The sequence below is a fragment of the Neisseria sicca VK64 genome, from assembly GCF_000260655.1.
Lineage (GTDB): Bacteria > Pseudomonadota > Gammaproteobacteria > Burkholderiales > Neisseriaceae > Neisseria > Neisseria sicca_B.
The window spans coordinates 41,115-62,108 of the sequence record NZ_AJMT01000007.1; the positions used below are offsets into that span (position 1 = coordinate 41,115).

15 protein-coding genes and 1 other RNA gene are annotated in these 20,994 nt (G+C 54.0%); 7 read left to right on the forward strand and 9 right to left on the reverse strand.

Features of this window, described 5'->3' with window-relative positions; genetic code table 11:
• The first annotated feature begins 94 nt into the window (after window positions 1-94).
• From HMPREF1051_RS00505 to HMPREF1051_RS00515, 3 genes are all read left to right on the forward strand, one after another.
• A complete protein-coding gene (locus tag HMPREF1051_RS00505; protein ID WP_003762747.1) occupies window positions 95-1,879 on the forward strand; it encodes a hypothetical protein in 1,785 nt (594 codons plus the stop codon).
• A gap of 91 nt (window positions 1,880-1,970) precedes the next feature.
• Window positions 1,971-3,587 (forward strand): NAD(P)/FAD-dependent oxidoreductase, encoded by a 1,617-nt coding sequence (locus HMPREF1051_RS00510; protein WP_003762757.1) that lies wholly within the window; start codon window positions 1,971-1,973, stop codon window positions 3,585-3,587.
• Window positions 3,588-3,692: 105 nt separating this feature from the next.
• Window positions 3,693-4,061 carry a hypothetical protein gene (locus tag HMPREF1051_RS00515; RefSeq protein ID WP_003762775.1) on the forward strand — a complete coding sequence of 123 codons (369 nt, stop codon included), beginning with the start codon at window positions 3,693-3,695 and terminating at the stop codon, window positions 4,059-4,061.
• A gap of 334 nt (window positions 4,062-4,395) precedes the next feature.
• On the opposite strand, the gene HMPREF1051_RS00520 is transcribed toward HMPREF1051_RS00515, so the two are convergent.
• The 8 genes from HMPREF1051_RS00520 to plsY all read right to left on the reverse strand — a co-directional run bounded on the left by HMPREF1051_RS00520 (window position 4,396) and on the right by plsY (window position 13,216).
• Window positions 4,396-5,610, reverse strand: coding sequence for a beta-ketoacyl-ACP synthase (locus tag HMPREF1051_RS00520; RefSeq protein ID WP_036490899.1), 1,215 nt, complete (start codon window positions 5,608-5,610; stop codon window positions 4,396-4,398).
• Window positions 5,610-6,140 (reverse strand): hypothetical protein, encoded by a 531-nt coding sequence (locus tag HMPREF1051_RS00525; protein ID WP_003762766.1) that lies wholly within the window; start codon window positions 6,138-6,140, stop codon window positions 5,610-5,612. Before HMPREF1051_RS00525 ends, HMPREF1051_RS00520 begins: the two co-directional genes overlap by 1 nt.
• Window positions 6,141-6,420: 280 nt before the next feature.
• A complete protein-coding gene (locus HMPREF1051_RS00530) occupies window positions 6,421-7,005 on the reverse strand; it encodes an NAD(P)H-dependent oxidoreductase (RefSeq protein ID WP_003762844.1) in 585 nt (194 codons plus the stop codon).
• Window positions 7,006-7,309: 304 nt separating this feature from the next.
• On the reverse strand, window positions 7,310-8,551 hold the full coding sequence (locus HMPREF1051_RS00535; RefSeq protein WP_003762734.1) for an NAD(P)/FAD-dependent oxidoreductase: 1,242 nt from the start codon (window positions 8,549-8,551) through the stop codon (window positions 7,310-7,312).
• Window positions 8,552-8,814: 263 nt separating this feature from the next.
• A complete protein-coding gene (gene pncB, locus HMPREF1051_RS00540) occupies window positions 8,815-10,038 on the reverse strand; it encodes a nicotinate phosphoribosyltransferase (RefSeq protein ID WP_003762789.1) in 1,224 nt (407 codons plus the stop codon).
• Window positions 10,039-10,184: 146 nt separating this feature from the next.
• Entirely contained in the window at window positions 10,185-10,928 is a 744-nt protein-coding gene (locus HMPREF1051_RS00545) for an epoxyqueuosine reductase QueH (protein ID WP_003762794.1), read from the reverse strand.
• Window positions 10,929-10,995: 67 nt separating this feature from the next.
• Window positions 10,996-12,447, reverse strand: a complete 1,452-nt coding sequence (locus tag HMPREF1051_RS00550; protein WP_003762818.1) for a patatin-like phospholipase family protein — start codon at window positions 12,445-12,447, stop codon at window positions 10,996-10,998.
• 157 nt (window positions 12,448-12,604) lie between these two features.
• Window positions 12,605-13,216 carry a glycerol-3-phosphate 1-O-acyltransferase PlsY gene (gene plsY, locus HMPREF1051_RS00555; RefSeq protein WP_003762795.1) on the reverse strand — a complete coding sequence of 204 codons (612 nt, stop codon included), beginning with the start codon at window positions 13,214-13,216 and terminating at the stop codon, window positions 12,605-12,607.
• A gap of 56 nt (window positions 13,217-13,272) precedes the next feature.
• Between plsY and folB the strand changes: the two genes are divergently transcribed.
• From folB to HMPREF1051_RS00570, 3 genes are all read left to right on the forward strand, one after another.
• Window positions 13,273-13,623 carry a dihydroneopterin aldolase gene (gene folB / locus HMPREF1051_RS00560; protein WP_003762738.1) on the forward strand — a complete coding sequence of 117 codons (351 nt, stop codon included), beginning with the start codon at window positions 13,273-13,275 and terminating at the stop codon, window positions 13,621-13,623.
• A 157-nt stretch (window positions 13,624-13,780) separates the two neighbouring features.
• The gene (locus HMPREF1051_RS00565; protein WP_003762779.1) at window positions 13,781-14,314 is read left to right on the forward strand and encodes an NUDIX hydrolase; all 534 of its coding nucleotides are present in this window, start codon (window positions 13,781-13,783) and stop codon (window positions 14,312-14,314) included.
• A 298-nt stretch (window positions 14,315-14,612) separates the two neighbouring features.
• Entirely contained in the window at window positions 14,613-15,494 is an 882-nt protein-coding gene (locus HMPREF1051_RS00570) for a DMT family transporter (protein WP_003762736.1), read from the forward strand.
• 148 nt (window positions 15,495-15,642) lie between these two features.
• On the opposite strand, the gene ffs is transcribed toward HMPREF1051_RS00570, so the two are convergent.
• An RNA gene (gene ffs, locus HMPREF1051_RS12615) (signal recognition particle sRNA small type) lies at window positions 15,643-15,739 on the reverse strand.
• A gap of 333 nt (window positions 15,740-16,072) precedes the next feature.
• Between ffs and HMPREF1051_RS00575 the strand changes: the two genes are divergently transcribed.
• Complete coding sequence (locus HMPREF1051_RS00575; protein ID WP_003762762.1) at window positions 16,073-19,906, forward strand: DUF3683 domain-containing protein; 3,834 nt, start codon at window positions 16,073-16,075, stop codon at window positions 19,904-19,906.
• The last annotated feature ends 1,088 nt before the right edge of the window (window positions 19,907-20,994 follow it).

The window sequence follows — 20,994 nt, forward strand, 5'->3', positions numbered from 1 at the left end:
CATTTCATCAAAAGGTCGTCTGAAACCGTAGTCTTGATGTTTTCAGACGACCTCATTCTTAAATTTTAAAAATATCCTGACCAAGGAACTAACCATGCACTTCCGCACTTCCGCCATCCTCGCTTTATCCGCCCTCTTTTTAGGCGCGTGTATCAGTCAGCCAAATTCAGCACCCATCACGTCGCCCGTTAAAGACCGCGTGTATTATTTCCAGCATCTCGACGAAGCCAAAACTAAAAAAGAACAATGTTTGAAAGACGATGTGTTCAAGAAGGCGGGTGTTGATATGGAAAACGTCGATGGACGACAAATGATTGCGGCGTATCCCGACGATCTTTTGATGTTGAACCCTGACAACACCGAATTATTACCCTGTTTCGCCGCATGGACGGCTGTTGATTCCGCAGAATCGTTCCATGAATGGCAGAAAGAAAATGCGGAAAAAGAAGCGCTTAATCAGAAAATTGAAAAGCGAGCCATGCAATTCAAAACCGAATGGGAAAAGAAATATGCCGAAGAAGATTGGAAAACATTCTATTCAAAGGCTTTACATCAAGAATCCGTTCACTCCATAAATACCGACAGTTCGTTGGAAGAACAGGCTAAAAGAGAAGCCATAGACCGCATCTTTGCTGATAAGGCGGAGCCGTTTTTGAATGAATTGAAAACAAAAAACATTGAAACACTGAACAAAGAAATCCCGCAAAGCTGTCAGAAGGAGGCTTGGGATCATATTGCTTTGTGTAAAGCTTATTATTATGTTTTAAAAGAGAAATTCTCAGAAAAAACATTATCTGAACTCGTTCAGACAGAATTAGGATATAGCGATGGCAAGCACATTCCCACGCCCATCTTGACAGCCGCCTACCGCGCCGCCATAGAGGCAGATTGGAAGAACATTGAGAAGACATTAATGTCGGACCACAGCAAACTCGAGGCTGAATACAGAAGATGCTTTAAACAACTTAAGGACAAAGTGGCGGTAACCCAAGTTGATGAATCCGAATACGAAGACTCTTCTTACTATTATAGGTTTTATCCAGAATGCACCATTACGAATCAAGTCATGGAGCAGTTGGAGCTGCCTATAAATTTAAGTAAGGCTGTTGACAGAGAAATTCTGATAAAACAGATCAAACAAAATTTGAAAAAGAAAGAGGGGGAACGGCCAGAATGGGAGCGGCTGGAAAAATCACATGAAGTTGCAAAAATCAAAGAAATTTTGGCGCAGAAATATGCCCAAATACCTTGGCAAGACTTCGAAAGTATCATGAAAGAAGACCATTCGCGCATGGTAACTGATGCATTGGGTACGGAAGAGAGGGAGCCGGTATTAATTGACATCGCATTGGGACAGGTACTTGCTGACAAAACCAAGTCTCTAGAGGATGAGTTGCAGAAAAAAAGTATCGATGAATTGATTGCGGAAGAAGCAGAGCATTGTAGTAATGGTAAGGCATCAATAAACTGGGTAAAAGGCGTATCGTGCCAGATACATATCCGTGTGCTCTTTAAAAAATTTCAGGATCAGACTGTAGAAGAGCTCTCGATTTCAAAAGCCAAATATGAAGAAGAGTTTCCAAGAATTGGGATGCTTTACAGGTTAGTATTGCAGGAGAAAGAGGAAAAACAGTACAGCGAGTGGATGAAAGACAATGCCAAACGAGAAGCGGTATATAGGCAATGTCTCAAAAATATCAGTGGCATCATTCAAGAATCAGACGTTTCAGAAGAGGATAATGGATTTTCGTATGTTTCGCGGGATCCGGTATGTAAAAACATCCGAGGGGCTGTATTTTTTGATGGGGAACGAATTGATTTTTTCATTGGCACCCTGCTTAATAAAAAACGTTTCCAACAAGCATCCTCAGTCAAATAAAATTGATGGAAACATTTCATCAAAAGGTCGTCTGAAACCGTCTTGATGTTTTCAGACGACCTGTCAGAACCCTAAACCGACATTCAACCCCATGCCGACACGCCGTCAATTCCTCAGTTACACCGCCGCGCTTGCCGCCGCGTCATCTTTTTCTTGGCTGACTTATAACCGCCTCAACCGCAAACCGCCGGTTTCCGTCAACCGTGTCGGGCTGCCGTTGGGGCATTTGTTGCGCGACGGGAAATTGCTCAATCCGCCGACTCGACGTTACGAATGCAATACGCTGATACTCGGCGGCAGCGCGGCGGGTTTGGGGGCGTTGTGGTATTTGGCGAAACACGGTCATCGTGATGTATTGCTGGCGGAAGGGTTCGAGCGCAACGGCAACAATGCCGCCTACGCCGCTTCAGACGGCCTGCAAGCGCCGAGCGGTGCGCATTATCTTGCGTTGCCGTCGAAAGAGAGCGCGTATGTGCGCGAGATGTTGGCGGATTTTGATATTTTGCAATCGGACGGCAGTTTCAGGGAAACCGATTTGGTTTATGCGCCCGAGTCGCGCCTTTTGTATCAGGATAAATGGCAAGAACACTTGTTGCCGAAAGAAGATACGGATTCCAAACGTTTTTTTGATTTAATCGGTCGTCTGAAACAGGCTTACGGCAGCGACGGCAAAAAGATTTTCGCCATTCCGATAGCCCTGTCTTCGGCAGACAAAACGTGGCGCAAACTTGATAAGTTGACGTTCAAACAATGGCTTGTGCGAGAGGGCTACACCTCGCCCGAACTTTTGTGGTATCTCGATTACTGCTGCCGCGACGATTACGGGCAGGGCATAGCGCAAGTATCCGCCTTTGCCGGACTGCATTACTTCGCCGCCCGCAACAGCGCGGAAACCGTCCTCACCTGGCCCGAAGGTCTGGCGCACCTTTCTGAAAACCTGCGCTGCCATGCCGGTTTGCAGGAAGGTTGGCAATGGTCGTCTGAAAACCGCATCCGCCTAGACAAACCCGCTTCCGTCAACGCATCCGCCGTCAAAATCAAACCGCTTTCAGACGACCGTATTGAAGTTTGGCTGCGTGACAATTCAAGCGGCGAAACCGTCGCCCTGACCGCGCAACACGTTATCTCCGCCATGCCGTTGATGGTCGCCGCCCGCATCATCGAAAATCCCGCGCAATACGGTTTGAACATCCCCGAATACGCCCCGTGGTTGGTCGCCAATTTCGAGCTGCACAGCTTCCCGAAAGAAAAAAACAACAGCGAAACGGCGTGGGATAACGTCATCTACGGCAGCCAGGGGCTCGGCTACGTCGTCGCCACCAACCAGCTCATCCGCGTCGCACGCCCTGAGCGCACCATCTTCACCGCCTACACTGCACTCAACCACGACACCCCGCAAGCCGTCCGCCGCCAACTGCTCGACGCCACCGACGAAGAACTGCGCGACTTGGCCGCCAAAGACTTGATCGCCGCCTACGGAGAGGGCTTCTGGCAACACGTTTCCCATGTTGATGTTACAGTGCGCGGACACGGCATGAGCGTACCGAAAGCCGGTTATCTGAACGACGAATCTTTGTTAAAACTCAGAAACCGCGCGTCAGGATTGCTGTTTGCCCACAGCGATTTGAGCGGCTATTCGGTATTCGAAGAAGCCTTGTATTGGGGCGTGGAAGCGGCGAGGAAGGTGTTGGAACGGAGGGATGGTTGAGTTTTATGTTGGTTGGATTATTTTTCGTCTCGCCTAGCGCGGATGCCAAATAATCAGTGCTATAATCCCGCTTCGTTTGAATATTTAAATCTCAAAGGAAACCGTATGAAATCTCTGAGTTTTTCCCTGATGCTTGCTTTGGGCTTGGGCAGCACCGCTTTTGCTTATGCGGAAAAAAATTTGCCCCTGAATGAAACGGGCTGCATCGACCAACCTATGAAGGTCAAACGCGGCGAGGTGTACAGCTTTAAAGTGACGGAAGGCAATGGTTTGATGCTTTCATTCGCGCCCGTCAGCCCTAATGTGGTCGTGAAAGACCCGAAAGGCAAACGCGTTGCTTTGGAAGTGGGCGCGGACGGCGATACGCCTGAAGACCGCTTCAGCTTTGCAGAAATCAACCAAAAAGGACGCTACACCATCCGCTTCCCGCGCGCAGGCAAGATTGATTCTTTGTGCGTCAACGCAGCCAATTAGGATAAACGTCAAGCCGAACCGTGTTTGAGCGGGTTTGGCTGCAGTAAGCGAAAAGGTCGTCTGAAACAGTTACCCAAAACTGTTTTCAGACGACCTTTTTATAGTGGATTAAATTTAAACCAGTACGGCGTTGCCTCGCCTTGCCGTACTATAGTGGATTAAAATAAAAATGAGACAAGGCGGCAACGCCCGCCGTGTACGGGTAGTACATAAGGGCGTTGGCAACGCCGTATCATTGCAATTTTAATCCACTATATCTGTACTGTCTGCGGCTTCGTCGCCTTGTCCTGATTTAGTTAATCCACTATATCGTTGAGGCAAAGCCAGAAGCGGTTTATTCGGCTGATTCTCCGATAATCAATACTGCGTTGCTGCCGCCGAAGGCGAAAGACGAGCTGGCGGCGATGCGTTTTTCAGACGACCATGTGCTGTTGCCGTCGGTCAGGGCGATGGCGGGCAGTTCGGGGTCGGGGATGCCGTCCCACTGTTGCGGTGGCAGTTTGCCTTGAGGATTGCAGCCGCGGTCGGCGACGCCCCAGGCGAATGCGGCTTCGATGGCACCGGCGGCGCCGAGCGTGTGTCCGGTTTGCGGCTTGGTCGATGTGCAGAAGGTTTGGCTGCCGAACACTTCGGCGACGGCGCGGCTTTCCATGCTGTCGTTGTGTTTCGTGCCGGTACCGTGCAGATTAATCCAGCCGATGTCCTGCGGCTGCAAACCGGCATTTTTCAGCGCCGCCTGAAAAGACTGCGCCGCACCCAAACCGTCGGGGCGGGGCGAGGACATATGATAAGCGTCGCTGCTTGCGCCGTAGCCCAACAGTTGCATCGTGCCGCCGAAATCGGCATCGCGGGTCATGACGAATGCGGCGGCGGCTTCGCCGATATTGATGCCGTCGCGGTTGGCGGAAAACGGGTTGGCGAGGCCGTCTGAAAGCACTTCCAGCGAGGCAAAACCGTTGATGGTCAGCGGCGAGAGGGTGTCTACGCCGCCGCAGACCACTGCGTCGCACAAGCCTGAGCGCAGAAGCCGCGCCGCGCTGATTAAGGCGCGCGCGCCCGATGTGCAGGCGGTGGAAACGACGTAGCGCAGGCCGTGAATGCCGTAGACGTGTGCAATAAATTCCGAAGGCGACGCCATTTCGTGCTGGAGCTGGTTGAACGGCTTGTCCGCCCAGCCGCCGCCGTCGGCAACGTGTTGGAACAAGGGGATATTTTCGTCGGCGCCGCTGGTGGAAGTGCCCATGATCACGGCCGTCCGCGCCGCGCCGTAACGCCGGACGGCGGCGCGGATGTCGTCTTCAATCTGCTCCAGCGCGTGCCACAGCAGTTGGTTGTTGCGGCTGCGATGCGCGGCAGACAGGTTGTCGGGCAGCGGGCGCAGCGTTTCGTTTACCGCGCCGAATGCGAAGGTTTTTCCCTTGACCCATTGGTCGGAAAACGTCAGCGGCGAAGTTTCAGACGGCATCAGCAGCGCGTCGATATGTGTGCGCAGGCCGTTGCCGAGCGCGCTGGTCACGGCGGGGCGGCTGAGATAAACGGGGGTTTTCATCATTGTTCTTCTTTAATCGGGCTGACGGTCCAACGCGTTTTGTCGGGAAAGGCGATGACGAACTGCCCGTCATGACGGGCGACGCACCATAAATCGCGGTCTTTGTAGCGGAACAGTGCGCCGTTGCCGTCGGGACAGAACGCGTTGTGTTCGGACGGTTTTTGCTCCACTTCGGGATACAGCGCGGCAGCACGGTCGGCGGCAAGCAGCGGCAGCAGCGCGGCAAACAGGCGGCGCGAAGCGGAATTGGGCATGATGAAGCCGTCGTTTTTCCAGCCTTTCGTGCCGACAAACTGGCGCGACACGGGCGCACCCAGCGCGTCGGTCTGCACGAAGCGGATGCCGTCTGAAAGCTGCTCGACCGCCAGCAGGCTGGTTTGGGCGGCATTGCCCGAAGCGTCGGTCTGTTCGAGTTTGAACCATAATCCTGCTTGGTCAAGCGTCGGCAGGGTTTGCGGACGGGGCAGGGAAGGGGAGGCGGCGCAGGCGGCAAGGGCGAGCGCGGCAAGAGCGGCGGTTGGGAATCGCATGGGTTTCCTTTTGTAGGGGATAGGTGTGTGTATCACTGGCAGGGTATTGTAACCGATGTCTGAGGAGCGGGAGGCCGTCTGAACAGGCACAAGTTTGGACGGTTCGGTCTGTCGGGGCGGATGTTTCATGTTTGGCAGGCAGTTTGCCGGATTTGCCGAAGAACTTTTTGCCCGATATGGTTCGGGGTAAAACACCTCGTTTCCAATACGGAGCTTACCGACTGCTGCCGTTCCCGCCTGCGCGGGAATGGCGGGATTCAATAAAAATTAAGTAAGCCGTTTATAGGCTGACGCCTTCGTCGTTCATCGCCTGCACCAGCGCGGCCAGTTTTTTCTGCGGGTCAAGCAGCGGGTCGGTAATGTGTGCGGCCAGTTCGCGCGCGGATTGCTCGATTTCGGCTTCGGTGGCGTGGACGGCGCCGTGGAATACGAACGGGGGCAGAAATTTGGTTTGCACCAGATTGGCGGTTTGTTGCAGGGGCTTTAGAAATTCGCTCATGGAATAACTGTTGTAGCCGCCCGCCTGATAAGAATCCGCCGGACCGCCGGTGGAAATGGCGCATACCCATTCCTTACCCGCCAACGCATTGCCGCCGCCGTATGCCCAGCCGTAGGTAAACACCTCGTCTATCCATTGCTTCATCAGCGGCGGCACGGAATACCAGTAAAACGGGTGCTGGAACACCAAACGGTCATGCGCGGATAGGGCTTCCTGTTCCGCCGGAACATCGATTTTGCCGTCGGGGTAGCGCTGGCAGATTTTGCGTACGGTTACATCCGCCGTCTTTTCCAACTGCCGTACCCATGCTTTGTTAACCGTGGATTTTTCCAGATCGGGATGAAATACGTTGACTAGAATCTTCATAATGCCCTCCGTCGTTTTTCAGACGGCCTCCAAGCCGAGGCCGTGCGTACCGGTCAATTTAGCAGATGTGGGGGCGGTTGCCAAACCTGTGGCTGATTCATTTACGTTAATACGGACCCGATCACCGACCGCCATTCCCGCCGCCTGCGCGAGAGCAGGTTATCGCCGGAATGACGGCAAGTGGCGTATCGATGCCAATGAATCAGCCATATACCTTGCTCCGCCAATTATAGAAAAGTTTCAGACGGCCTTTTTGTCTTTATAAAGGCCGTCTGAAACGGCGGACGGACCGTTCCGAACGGTTTTATTCGACTTTCACGTCCCCCACCAATGCCGCCAGCGCAGACAGGCGCTGCTCGGATTTTGCCACGAACGGGTTGGCAGTATCCCACGCATAGCCCGCCAGAATCGAAGAAATCATGCGGCTGATTTCGGGGCTGCGGTTGGGCGCGTAGATGGCGTTTTGGAAGCGGAAATCGTACCAGCCGTTGACATAAGTGCGGAACGCGTTCACGCCAACCATCAGCGGTTTGGCAAACTCGGCATCCCAGTCCGCTGCGCCGCCTTCAAGCTGTTTCGCCAGCAGGTCGGCGGCGAGTTTGGCGGAGTGCAGCGCGATGGTTACGCCTGATGAGAACACGGGGTCGAGGAACTCGGCGGCATTGCCCAACAGCGCGAAATGTTTGCCGTACAGCGATTTTACGTTGGCGGAGTAGCCTTGGATGGAGCGGAACGGGAAGTCGTTTTCCCAGACGGCTTTGTCCAGAATTTCTTTCAGCATCGGGCATTCGTAGACAAATTTTTTCAACACCGTTTCCGATTCGCCCGCGAGTACGTCGGGTGTACCGACCACGCCGATGGAGCAGCGGTTGTCGCCGAAGGGAATCAGCCAAATCCACACGTCGCGGTGTTGCGGGTGGGTGGTAATCAGAATTTTGCTGCGGTCGAATTTCGGGTGGGTGATGTTGTCGTCGATGTGGGTGAAATGCGCTTGGCGCGGAGGCAGGTGCGACGGCGTTTCCAAGTCCAGCAAACGCGGCAGCACGCGGCCGTAGCCGCTGGCGTCCAATACGAATTTCGCGGTCAGCTCGTAGCTTTCGCCCGTGTCGGCTTCCACGCTCAAACGGGCAAGGTCGCCGCTGTTGTCGAACGCGGTTACGCCGTGTCCGAAACGAACCTCCACCCCTTGCTTGGCGGCTTCGTCAATCAGGATTTTGTCGAAAATCCCGCGGCGCACTTGGTAAACCGTGCCGGGGCCGTCTGAAAATTTTTCGGTGAAATCAAATTCGGTATAACGGCTGCCCCATGAAAACGCCGCGCCGTTTTTAAACTGAAAGCTGGGTTCGGCGTGTACGGCGTCGACAAAACCGGCTTCTTCCAGCATTTCCATGCAGTGCGGCAGCAGGCTTTCGCCGATGACGAAGCGCGGAAAGTGCTGTTTCTCCAATACGCAGACTTTATAACCTTTTTTGTGAAGCAGGGCGGATGCTACCGAGCCTGCAGGACCTGCGCCGATCACGGCGACATCGAATTGAGGTGCGGACATTTAAATATACTTTCAAAACATAACAAAATAAAACGGGTGCTATTCTACTCCTTAATAGGTTTATCTGAAATGGGTTTCAAGTGCATCTCCATAATGAAATGAAAAGGCAGAAAAGACGGCAACCGCCGTACTGGAAACCTATAATGGAGTAGGGCGGATTGCGGCTTGGGATGATTGTCGTGTTGTCAATTTGTCTGATGGAAAAGGTCGTCTGAAAACCTTAGTTTTAGGTTTTCAGACGACCTTTTGCCGTTTTCAGTTAATCAATCCTCCGCCTTCGGCTCGGGAACGTCAAACACCTGACGCAGGTAGGCGAGGAAGGTGTTGTTGGTGGTCATGGTTTTGCCCGGGGAGTCGGAGAGTTTGGCGACGGACTGACCGTTGCACTCGACGAGTTTCAAAACGATGTTCAGCGGGGTATGGCCCATGTCGTTGGTGAGGTTGGTGCCGATACCGAAGCTGGTTTTGAAACGATCTTTGAAATATTGGTGCAACGCCCACGAGCGTTCGATGTCCAGCCCGTCGGAGAAGGTCAGCATTTTGGTGCGGCTGTCGATTTTGAGTTTTTTGTAGTGGGCGTGCGCTTTGTCGCCCCATACATAAGGGTCGCCGCTGTCGTGGCGCAGACCGTCGAAGAGTTTGGCGAAATAGAGGTCGAAGTCGCGCAGGAAGGCATCCATGCCGACCACGTCGGTCAGCGCGATGCCGAGGTCGCCGCGGTATTCGTGTACCCAGCTTTCGAGGGCGGCTTTTTGGAAATTGCGCAGGCGCACGTCAAGGGCTTGGAAGGCTTGGAGGAACTCGTGCGCCATTGTGCCGATGGGGGTGATGCCGATTTTTTTGGCGAGATAAACGTTGCTGGTACCGCGCACGATGTCGGGGGCGGCTTCAAGCAGGGTGCGGATGACGTGTTCCTGCCAGTCGCGGGTGTAGCGGCGGCGGGTGCCGAAGTCGGAGATGAGAAACGGCGGGTCGTCGGGATTTTGCGCGGCGGAGATTTCTTTGAGGCGTTGCGCTTTAGCTTGGAGGCGGCGTTCGCCTTCTTCAATGACGGCGGGGGTTTCGAGACGGCGGAAGTAGAGTTCGTTGACGATGGCGAGGATGAAGATTTCAAAGAACATCGCCTGAATCATGGGGCCTTCGATGCGGATGTTCAGACGACCTTCATTGTCGGGACTGACTTTGACGAAGCGGCGTTGGAGTTGGAAGAGTTCGAGATAGTCGACAAAGTCGCTTTTGATGAAGCGCAGGCTGCGCAGATAGTCGAGTTCGTCGTGGGTGAAACGCAGTTGGCAGAGCGCATCGAGTTCTCGTTCCAAGTCGCTTTGGATGTCGGCAAGCGGGTAAACCATGTCTTTGTTGCGACAGCGGAACTCATAAAGGCTGTGGGTTTGGGGGAATTGGTGCAGTATCACCTGAAGCATGGTGAACTTGTACAGGTCGGTGTCGAGCAGGGAGCGGATAACGGGCGTTTGAGGTGCGGTCATGGCTTTTCTCTCGTTCAGCGTAAATGTAAAGCATTATTAGAACACGGTTAGACGGACGGGTGTTACTTTTTTTGGTTGGAGAAGTGTTGAAAAGGTCGTCTGAAATCTTTCAGACGACCTTTTTCTTCATATAAAACCGACATCAATTATTTGTCCACAACGATTTTGGCTGCCTGTCCGTCAGGCGAGGGTTCGTATTGTGTGGATTCGTCGCCGTAGTACAGCACACCGAGTTTGATGGGGATGCGGCCTTGCGATTTGCGGTGGGCGTTGGAGTCGCGCAGGGAGTAGGCGCAGCCGCAGTATTCTTGTTGGTAGAAGTGTTCGCGTTTGCTGATTTCGATCATGCGTGCGCTGCCGCCGCCTTTGCGCCAGTTGAAATCCCAATAAACGACGTCGTCGTAGGGCGCGGCGGCGCGGTGGCCGCAGTCGTTGATTTGCGCCATGTTTTTCCAGCGGGAAATGCCCAGCGAGCTGGTGAAGACGGGGAAGCCGTTTTCGTGGGCGTATTGGGCGGCTTTTTCGAAACGCATGTCGAAACACATGGTGCAGCGGATGCCGCGTTCGGGTTCGAATTCCATGCCTTTGGCTTTGGCGAACCATTCTTTGCGGTCGTTTTCGTAGTCGTCGTCTTTGTCGATGAAGGGGATGCCGAATTTGTCGGCGAAGCGCATGTTTTCTTCTTTGCGCAACATGTATTCTTTGAGCGGGTGGATGTTGGGGTTGTAGAAGTAGATGGTGTAGTCGATGCCGCTGGCGAGCATGGCTTCCATGACTTCGCCGCTACAGGGGGCGCAGCAGGAATGCAGCAGGACTTTTTTATGGCCGCCGGGCGGGACGAGGACGGGGCGGTTGATGTCGGTAACGATGGGGCTGGTTTTGTCGTTCATGATCGGGGTGTTCCGTTTGTGGTGTTTCAGACGACCTCTTGGGTTTTATGGGTCGTCTGAAATGTCGTTATGGGATGGGTTTGTTTTGTTTTTGGGCTGCTTTGCCGTCTTTGGGATCGGGTGGCGGCGGCTCGGCGAAGATGCTTTCGGGGTTGGGGTGTGCGGCAAATTCTTGCAGCAGTTTTTGGTAGTCTTGGGACTGTTTCATCAGCTCTGCCGCGGCGGTCCGCAGGTTGTCCACGTCTTCGGGCGGGAGGTAGAAGCTGGTGGGGATGTTCAACACTTTGTCGCGCAACGCGGAGGGCGGCAGGTCTTTGAGGTTGAGGCTGACAAAGGAAAAGCTGATTCCGTCGCCGTTTTGTCGGCTGGCTTCGTTGCGCTTGTCGACAAAGGCGCGGAAGCGGCGTTGGGATTCTTGGGTGTATTGGTCGATGGGGATGTTGACGATGGCGGTAACGACGTCGCGGAATCCGGGTACGGCGGCGGTTTTGTCCATATTGCTGCTGATTTGGTTTTGGGCGTTGACGCTGATGACGACGATGTGGCGCAGGTTGCGGCTGCGGATTTGTTGTTCCAACACTTTGTCGGGATACATTTCGGTCATGTCCAAGAGGCTGCGCATGCCGAGGTTGTCGGTCAGGCCGCCGTCTATCAGGTGGATGTAGGGACGGGTTTTGCTGTCGCTGTATTTGTTGAACCTGTCTTTAAACTCTTGATAGGTGGCGTTTTGCTGCTTTTGGGACTCGAGACCGGTCATTTGCAGCTGCGGCGGCAGGGTGTAGCCGCAGTTGCCGCCGTTGTTGTTGAGGGTAATCGGGGCGAATATCATGGGCACTGCGCTGGAGGCGGCAACGGCGCGGGCCAGGCGCAATCTGCCCAAGTCGATACACATGGGGTCGAAGTATTCTTGCGTGAAGTTCAGGCGTTCGCCCGCGCCCATGTCGGTGGCGGAAATGATGGCGAACGGGCCTTTGCCGTGCATTTCCAAATCGCGGAAGGTGGCTTTGCCGAAAAGGTGGTTTTCAAACTGCTCCTGCAAGAGGTCGCCGCGTCCGTATTCGGGTGAGGCGAGGCGGGGCAGGTTGGACATGGAAAAGGCTTGCTTGACGACTTGGCGTTGGAAGTTTTGGTGAAGGAAACGCTTGTAAAACATGGGGATGGTTTCTTCGCCTTTAAGCGCGAAGTAGGCAGCGAGGACGGAGCCGCCGGATACGCCGACCACCAAATCGACATTGGACATCAGCGACTTGCTTTTGCCGTTGATGGTGACTTTTTGCTGCTGAAGCTGCTCCAACACGCCGTAGCCCAACGCCGCCGCGCGCGTGCCGCCGCCGGAGAGCATCAGGATGATAAAAGTGTCGTCTTCTTCGCGCCGAAACTGGCTGGTTTCAAAACGATAGCCTTGGTTCATATCAATTTTATTGATGGTGGCGACAGGCTGATACTTGACCAGCGAGCAGGCAGACAGCGCGGCCAAGGTAAAGGCGGTCAGGACGGTTTTGAACGGGCGTTTCGGCATGGAAGTTTGGTTGTGAAACAAAAGAGCTTGATTATAATGGATTAAATCGGTTTTCGATACCTGCCGGCGGGTTAAGGTAATGCCGCAGCGTAGATTGAAAGGTTTTCAGACGACCTTGGTTCATTCCGCAATCGGACAGGCCGTCTGAAAAATAAAATCAGGATTTATCTGCCTTGTCTCCGATTTTTCCTTCCTTGCCTTGAAGCAGGTTTTGGATATTGCTTTTATGGCGGTACAACACCAGCACAGCGATGACGACGGTCGCCCAAGCCCAAGAAGGGTAGGGCATCAGCCAGAAGGCGACGAGCGGCGCGGCTACGGTGGCGACGAGTGCGGCAAGTGAGGACACTTTAAAGCCGAACGCCATGACCAGCCAAATCGCCGCGCAAACCAAAGCCGTTACAGGAGAAAGCGCCAGCAATACGCCCAAAGCAGTTGCCACGCCCTTGCCGCCTTTGAAGCCGAAAAATATCGGCCACATATGTCCGACCAACGCGGCTACGGCAACCGCCGCTATGGCGATGTCCGACAGATTCAAAGCATCTTGCAGACAGCGTGCCAAAACCACCGCCACCAAGCCTTTGAGCGCGTCGCCCAGCAAAGTCAGCGCCGCCGCCTTTTTCTTGCCGCTGCGCAAAACATTGGTTGCGCCGGGGTTGCCCGAGCCGTAAGTGCGCGGATCGTCCATGCCGTAATATTTGGAAACAATGACGGCAAACGACAGCGAACCGATTAAATAAGCCGCGATAACGGCGGATACATTGAACATTTCAGATGCTTTACTTAAAATGGGACGCTCATTTTATCAAAAAAACAGGCAGGCAAATGGACAAAATCTTTTTACGTGGCATGAAGGCGGACACCTTAATCGGCGTGTACGACTGGGAACGCGAACGCCCCCAAACCCTGATTTTGGACTTGGACATCGGCATCCCCGAACAAAGCGGTCAAGACGACCACATCGGCAATACCGTCCACTACGGCGAAGTCTGCGAAGCCGTCAGGGCAAGCCTTGCCGAACAAAGCTTCCTCTTGCTCGAATCATTGGCGGAACACATCGCCAAACTCATCCTTGACAATTTCGGCGCGTTGAGTGTGCGCGTCAAAATCATCAAGCCCGGCATCCTGCCCGATGTCAAAGAAGTCGGCATTGAAATCGAACGCAGCAGGGTTTAAAACAGCACAAACGTTTTAGCGAAACCCGCTTCGCTCCCTTTCAGACGAGCCTTTTCATGACTCAAGAGGTCGTCTGAAAGCTCGGCTTCAACGAAGTTAAAACCCATTCCCGATTTTCAGACGACCCCGTATCAAACTTTACAAAGAGAACACGCAAATGGATTTGAAAGAAACCAAACTCAGCAGCGAGCCGATTTATCAAGGCTCATTTGTTACCATCAACCGCGACAAAGTCCGCCTGCCCAACGGCAACGAAAGCCAGCGTATCGTCATCCGCCATCCCGGCGCGGCCTGCGTTTTGGCGGTTACCGAAGAGGGCAAAGCCGTACTCGTGCGCCAATGGCGTTACGCCGCAGATGCTGCCACGCTCGAGCTGCCCGCCGGCAAACTCGATGCAGGCGAAGACCCCGCCGAATGCGCCCTGCGCGAGCTGGCGGAAGAAACCCCGTACACCGCCGACCGCGTCAAACTTATCAGCAGCTTCTACACCGCCATCGGCTTCTGCGACGAAAAAATGTACCTTTACAAAGCAGAAGGCGTGCGCCTCGGCAGCACCTTGAGCAACGACGAAGACGAAATCACCGAAACCGTCCTGATGAGCAAGGAAGAAGTCCGCACCGCTTTGGAACACAACGAAATCAAAGACGGCAAAACCTTAATCGGGCTGCAATATTGGCTGATGCAGGATTGATGTGAAGAGAATGTAAAAAGGTCGTCTGAAAAGCAGGTTGCACGTTTTCAGACGACCTTTCTGTAAACCGGCTGGAGAGCAATACCCAATAAAACCGACGGATTTCAAATCCGCCTTATATAGTGGATTAACTTTAAATCAGGACAAGGCGACGAAGCCGCAGACAGTACAGATAGTACGGAACCGATTCACTTGGTGCTTCAGCACCTTAGAGAATCGTTCTCTTTGAGCTAAGGCGAGGCAACGCCGTACTGGTTTAAAGTTAATCCACCATAAAACAAAGAGAATAGAGAACGTTATGAATAAGCCGCATCATTCGCATGCTGCCCCTTTGCTGGTCGTCGGCTGCGTCGTTTTCGGACTAGGTAGCTTGATTGTCAAATTTGTCGACGTCGGCTCTTACGCCATCGCATTTTGGCGGCTGGCGATAGCGGCAGTGATTTTCTGGCTGCTGTCGCGCCTGTTCGGGCAAAAACTGCCCAAAAGCAGAAAAGCCATCTACACCGCCATGCTCTCCGGCGTGTTTCTGGCATTCGACCTGTCGCTGTGGCACGAAAGCATACACGCCGTCGGCCCCGGTATTTCCACCTTGCTCAACAGTTTGCAGATATTTTTCCTCTCCGCCATCGGTTTCTTCTTTTTTGGCGAACGTTTGAGCAAATCGCAAATGTTCAGCCTCATTCTCGCCATCAGCGGCGTCGCCTTTATCGGCAGCCCTGAGTTCGGACACAACGGCAACGCCGTCTGGGGCTTTATCAGCGGCATCACTTCGGGCGGTATGCTCGCATTGTCTATGGTGTGTATCCACAAAACCCACCAAATTGAGAAAACTCCGCTCTTTCCTCTGATGATGGTGTTGAGTTTCGGCGGCGCAATGTCACTCATCATCCCATCCATCCTGTTTGACAGCCACGCCCTCTATCCAGCCACCATGCGCGATGTCGGGCTGGTTTTGATTTACGGCGCGGTCATGCAGTGTTTCGCTTGGGGCATGATTGCCTACGCCATTCCCTTATTATCATTCTCGCTGACCGGACTGCTGCTGCTCTCCGAACCCGTCGCCGCCTTATTGATAGACTATTTTTGGTTGGAGAAGCCGATTAACAGCCTTCAATGGAGCGGCGCCGCGTTGACCCTGATCGCCATTTACTTAGGGCGTGCCAATGAGAAAACCGTTTGATTTTGCCTTGTCGTCACAAACAGATGCGATGCCTTGCCGTTATTTGAGTAGGTGCATTTAATAGATTTTCAGACGACCTTTTTCCAATCCCGAATTCTACAAAAGCAAAAACACCGAAGACCAATCAATCTTCGGTGTTTTTTAATAGGGTGGCGAGCCAGACCCCCGGCACTGACGCATCGGAGTGGGCTGCTGGCTTCCGCCCCTGACCCGTTGTTCCGAATTACCATGCGGGGAGACCCGCCGTAAGAGAGTGGCATTATAACTGTTTTACGGGAAAACTCAAGCGCGGCGGCGTCAAAGGTCGTCTGAAATGTCTTTTTAGATTAAAATTGTCAACAATATCCGCCTTTTTGAAAATTATTCCTATTGAAACATTTTTCGCCTTTTACGTTGAAAAACGTCGGAATTTAAACTACATTAACACTTTCTACCAAGTTGTCTGATTGTCTCGAAAATCATTTTAACTTCGTTGAATCTGCGCTTTCAGACGACCTTTTTTCTAAAAACACAGCGAAATCATGCAGCAGCTTTCCGCAGTTTCGCCGTACCAATAATTATACGGACACACCGCCACCATGACCACGACTACCGCCCCGCAGCGTATTCGGGAAATTCCCTACAACTATACTTCCTACACCGACCGCGAAATCGTCATCCGCCTGTTGGGCGATGAGGCGTGGCAGATTCTGCAAGACTTGCGCGGACAGCGCAGGACGGGGCGTTCGGCGCGGATGTTGTTTGAAGTGTTGGGCGATATTTGGGTGGTCGTGCGCAATCCGTATCTGGTTGATGATTTGCTGGAGCATCCGAAACGCCGCGCCGCGCTGGTGCGGGAAATGCGCCACCGGTTGAACGAAATCCGCAAACGCCGCGACGACAATCCGCAAGTCGATGTATTGGTGGCGGCGGCGGAAAAGGCGGTCGAGCGTTTTGACGGCAGCTTTGACGAAACGCGCCAAAAGCGGCGGCAGATTTTAGAGCGTTTGAGCAAAATCACCAAGCCGCACAATATTATGTTTGACGGGCTGGCGCGGGTAACGCATGTTACCGATGCGACCGACTGGCGCGTCGAATATCCGTTTGTCGTCGTCAATCCCGACACGGAAGCGGAAGTCGCGCCCTTGGTGCGCGCGCTGATTGAATTGGATTTGACGATTATCCCGCGCGGCGGCGGCACGGGTTATACCGGCGGCGCCGTGCCTTTGGATGCGATGAGCGCAGTCATCAATACGGAAAAGCTGGACAAGCATCGCGGCGTGGAATTTGTCGAACTGGCGGGCTTGGACGGCAAACATCCGATTATCCATTGCGGCGCGGGCGTGGTAACGCGGCGGGTGGAAGAAACCGCGCATCAGGCGGGTTTGGTGTTCGCCGTCGATCCGACTTCTGCCGACGCGTCCTGCGTGGGCGGCAACGTGGCGATGAACGCGGGCGGCAAAAAAGCCGTGTTGTGGGGTACGGCGTTGGACAACCTCGCCTACTGGCAGATGGTCAACCCGCAGGGCGAATGGCTGCGCATCGAGCGCGTGCGCCACAATTTCGGCAAAATCCACGACGAAGAAACCGCCGTGTTCGACGTTCACACACTGGATTCAGACGGCCTCAATATCGTTAAAACCGAACGCTTGGAAATCCCCGGCCACAAATTCCGCAAAGTCGGCTTGGGCAAAGACGTTACCGACAAATTCTTGAGCGGTCTGCCCGGCGTGCAAAAAGAAGGCACGGACGGCATCATTACCAGCGTCGCCTTCGTGTTACATAAAATGCCGAAACACACGCGCACCGTGTGTATGGAGTTTTTCGGTACGGTCGCCACCGCCACGCCTTCTATCGTCGAAATCCGCGATTTCCTGCTTGCCCACGACAGCGTGCGGCTGGCGGGTTTGGAACATTTGGACTGGCGTTATGTCCGCGCCGTCGGCTACGCCACCAAAGCAGCGGGTAAGGGGCGGCCGAAAATGGTCTTGCTGGCGGACGTGGTTTCAGACGACGAAGCCGCCGTACAGGCCGCCGCCGAACACATCTGCGAACTTGCCCGTGCCCGCGACGGCGAAGGCTTTATCGCCGTGTCGCCCGAAGCGCGCAAAACCTTCTGGCTCGACCGCAGCCGCACCGCCGCCATCGCCAAGCACACCAACGCCTTTAAAATCAACGAAGACGTGGTGATTCCGCTGGAGCGGCTGGGCGAGTATTCGGACGGTATCGAACGCATCAACATCGAGCTTTCCATCCAAAACAAACTCACCCTGTGCGCCGCATTGGAGCAATATCTTTCGGGCAAACTCCCCATCGACAAAATGGGCACTGACCTGCCGACCGCCGAACTTTTGGGCGAACGCGGCAAACACGCCCTTGCCCACGTTTCCGCTGTCAAAGAACGTTGGGACTGGTTGCTCGCCCATCTGGACACGCCGCTTGCTGACTACAAAGCCCGCTACGGCGCAGCCGTCCATGCCGCGCCCGAAGCCAAAGACGACGAGAGCTGTTTCACCGCATTCCGCGACTTCCGCCTGCGCGTGTCCGTCAAAGACGATGTAATGAAACCGCTCGCCGAAATCTTCAGCGGCAAAACCGACACCAAAATCATCGAAGGCTTGGGCAAAATCCACGCTAAAACCGTGCGCGGCAGAGTCTTCGTTGCCCTGCATATGCACGCCGGTGACGGCAACGTCCATACCAACATCCCTGTCAATTCAGACGACGCCCAAATGCTTCAGACCGCCTACCGTTCGGTCGAACGCATCATGAAACTCGCCCGCTCGCTCGGCGGTGTGATTTCCGGCGAACACGGCATCGGCATCACCAAGCTCGAATTTCTGACCGATGAAGACTTGCAGCCGTTTTGGGACTACAAAAACCAAGTCGATCCCAAACACACCTTCAACCGTCACAAACTGATGAAAGGCTCGGACTTACGCAACGCCTACACGCCGTCTTTCGAGCTTTTGGGCGCGGAATCGCTGATTATGGAAAAATCAGACCTCGGCACCATCGCCGATTCCGTCAAAGACTGCCTGCGCTGCGGCAAATGCAAACCCGTCTGCTCCACCCACGTCCCTCGTGCCAACCTGCTGTACAGCCCGCGCAACAAAATCCTCGGCGTGGGGCTCTTGACCGAAGCCTTCTTATACGAAGAGCAAACCCGCCGCGGCGTTTCCATCAAACACTTTGAAGAACTCATGGACATCGGCGACCACTGCACCGTGTGCCACCGCTGCGTCAAACCCTGCCCCGTCAACATCGACTTCGGCGACGTAACCGTAGCCATCCGCAACTACCTTGCCGATTCCGGCCACAAACGCTTCGCCCCCGCCGCATCGATGGGCATGGCGTTCCTGAACGCCACCGGTCCTAAAACCATCAAAGCCCTGCGCGCCGCCATGATACAGACCGGCTTCCCCGCGCAGAACTTCGCCTACAAAATCGGCAAACTCCTGCCCGTCGGCACCAAAAAGCAAAAAGCCGAACCCAAGGCCACCGTCGGCACCGCCCCGGTCAAAGAACAAATCATCCACTTCATCAACCGTCCTTTGCCCAAAAGCGTGCCCGCCAAAACACCGCGCTCCATGCTCGGCATAGAAGACGACAAAAGCATCCCCATCATCCGCAACCCCGCCGCGCCCGAAGATGCCGAAGCCGTGTTCTACTTCCCCGGCTGCGGTTCCGAACGCCTGTTCAGCCAAATCGGACTCGCCGTCCAAGCCATGCTTTGGCACGTCGGCGTACAAACCGTCCTGCCGCCCGGCTATATGTGTTGCGGCTATCCGCAGGACGCGGGCGGCAACAAGGCAAAAGCCGAACAAATGAGCACCAACAACCGCGTCGCCTTCCACCGCATGGCGAACACCCTCAACTACCTCGACATCAAAACCGTCGTCGTCAGTTGCGGCACCTGCTACGACCAGCTCGAAAAATACCGCTTCGAAGAAATCTTCCCCGGCTGCCGCATCATCGACATCCACGAATACCTGCTCGAAAAAGGCGTGAAACTGAACGGCGTGAAAGGTCAGCAATACCTCTACCACGACCCCTGCCACACGCCCATCAAAACCATGAACGCCACCCAAATGGCCAGCAGCCTCATGGGGCAGAAAGTCGTCTTAAGCGACCGCTGCTGCGGCGAATCCGGCATGTTCGCCGTCAAACGCCCCGACATCGCCACCCAAGTCAAATTCCGCAAACAGGAAGAAATCGAGAAAAACCTCAAAGAGCTGCCGCAGGGCGAACCCGTCAAAATGCTCACCACCTGCCCCGCCTGCCTGCAAGGCCTGAGTCGCTACGCCGACGACAACGACATGCCCGCCGACTATATCGTCATCGAAATGGCGAAACACATCCTCGGTGAAAACTGGCTGGACGAGTTTGTGAAAAAAGCCAACAACGGCGGCGTGGAGAAAGTGTTGCTGTAAGGCTTGTATGGTTTTCAGACGACCTCAAAGGTCGTCTGAAAACCGTCATTCATTAAATCGGCGGAGAGACTTTGGAAGGTTGGAGAAGAGTTTGCCGAACCCTTAATACAATGCGCCGAACAGTCAACCCGATTTTCAGACGACCACTACGTTTTAAACAGATGAAAACAGTTTGAATGGCACCCTGACGGTTGCACCCTCCAGCCGTCAGGGTGCATTTTTATAGTGGATTAACTTTAAACCAGTACGGCGTTGCCTCGCCTTAGCTCAAAGAGAACGATTCTCTAAGGTGCTGAAGCACCAAGTGAATCGGTTCCGTACTATCTGTACTGTCTGTGGTTTCGTCGCCTTGTCCTGATTTAAATTAAATCCACTATGCGTAGGCGGGGGCGGGAATGACGGTAGCCAGACAGAAATCTATGCCACGACGCGCAACCTGCCCCCTCTCCCGTCCGGCGGGAGAGGGTTGGGGAGAGGGTGGTTTTACGGGCAGCACCAATTTGATTTTGCCTAAAGCCGCGAAGCCACCCCCATCCTAACCTTCCCCCGCAGGACGGGGGAAGGGACAAGGTTGCTGATACGGTAAAAGGTCGTCTGAAACTGAAAATTTGGTTTCAGACGACCTCTTCTCATAATCAGAACATGCTAAATACCCCGCCAGATAGGGAAGGGCAGGTTGCCGTTGAAGCAACGAGTAGCGTGATATCCCGACCAGCATGATACTGCTTAAAGGCGGATGAAGCAGGCAGATGGTTGTATGGATTGCTGCAAACGGGAGCGTTGCAGTTTGAGATGGAAAAAGCCGAGTCCTGTTTATGCAGAACCCGGCTTATAGGGAGCGCCCAAATAGGCTTTTACGGGCGTCCGAGATTTGAGGCGCAGTTTAGATTCAAATTCAGACGACCTGTTGTGACATCGGATTGTTTAACGCAGTTCTGTATGCAGGCGGCTGAGGAGCGTAGAGGCATCGCTGCCTTTGTATGCGCTGCCGTCTTTGTTCAAGAGGCTGATGCGCGAACCGCCGTTGACAGGCTCGACGAATACGATGATCTCGGGGTAGGCGGCAGGTTTCTCAACTTTTTTGCCTT

Excerpts from the sequence above, each read along its gene's own strand:
- HMPREF1051_RS00505 (WP_003762747.1), top strand. The coding sequence starts at position 95 with ATGCACTTCCGCACTTCCGCCATCCTCGCTTTATCCGCCCTCTTTTTA.
- HMPREF1051_RS00510 (WP_003762757.1), top strand. The coding sequence starts at position 1,971 with ATGCCGACACGCCGTCAATTCCTCAGTTACACCGCCGCGCTTGCCGCC.
- HMPREF1051_RS00515 (WP_003762775.1), top strand. The coding sequence starts at position 3,693 with ATGAAATCTCTGAGTTTTTCCCTGATGCTTGCTTTGGGCTTGGGCAGC.
- HMPREF1051_RS00520 (WP_036490899.1), bottom strand. The coding sequence starts at position 5,610 with ATGAAAACCCCCGTTTATCTCAGCCGCCCCGCCGTGACCAGCGCGCTC.
- HMPREF1051_RS00525 (WP_003762766.1), bottom strand. The coding sequence starts at position 6,140 with ATGCGATTCCCAACCGCCGCTCTTGCCGCGCTCGCCCTTGCCGCCTGC.
- HMPREF1051_RS00530 (WP_003762844.1), bottom strand. The coding sequence starts at position 7,005 with ATGAAGATTCTAGTCAACGTATTTCATCCCGATCTGGAAAAATCCACG.
- HMPREF1051_RS00535 (WP_003762734.1), bottom strand. The coding sequence starts at position 8,551 with ATGTCCGCACCTCAATTCGATGTCGCCGTGATCGGCGCAGGTCCTGCA.
- pncB (WP_003762789.1), bottom strand. The coding sequence starts at position 10,038 with ATGACCGCACCTCAAACGCCCGTTATCCGCTCCCTGCTCGACACCGAC.
- HMPREF1051_RS00545 (WP_003762794.1), bottom strand. The coding sequence starts at position 10,928 with ATGAACGACAAAACCAGCCCCATCGTTACCGACATCAACCGCCCCGTC.
- HMPREF1051_RS00550 (WP_003762818.1), bottom strand. The coding sequence starts at position 12,447 with ATGCCGAAACGCCCGTTCAAAACCGTCCTGACCGCCTTTACCTTGGCC.
- plsY (WP_003762795.1), bottom strand. The coding sequence starts at position 13,216 with ATGTTCAATGTATCCGCCGTTATCGCGGCTTATTTAATCGGTTCGCTG.
- folB (WP_003762738.1), top strand. The coding sequence starts at position 13,273 with ATGGACAAAATCTTTTTACGTGGCATGAAGGCGGACACCTTAATCGGC.
- HMPREF1051_RS00565 (WP_003762779.1), top strand. The coding sequence starts at position 13,781 with ATGGATTTGAAAGAAACCAAACTCAGCAGCGAGCCGATTTATCAAGGC.
- HMPREF1051_RS00570 (WP_003762736.1), top strand. The coding sequence starts at position 14,613 with ATGAATAAGCCGCATCATTCGCATGCTGCCCCTTTGCTGGTCGTCGGC.
- HMPREF1051_RS00575 (WP_003762762.1), top strand. The coding sequence starts at position 16,073 with ATGACCACGACTACCGCCCCGCAGCGTATTCGGGAAATTCCCTACAAC.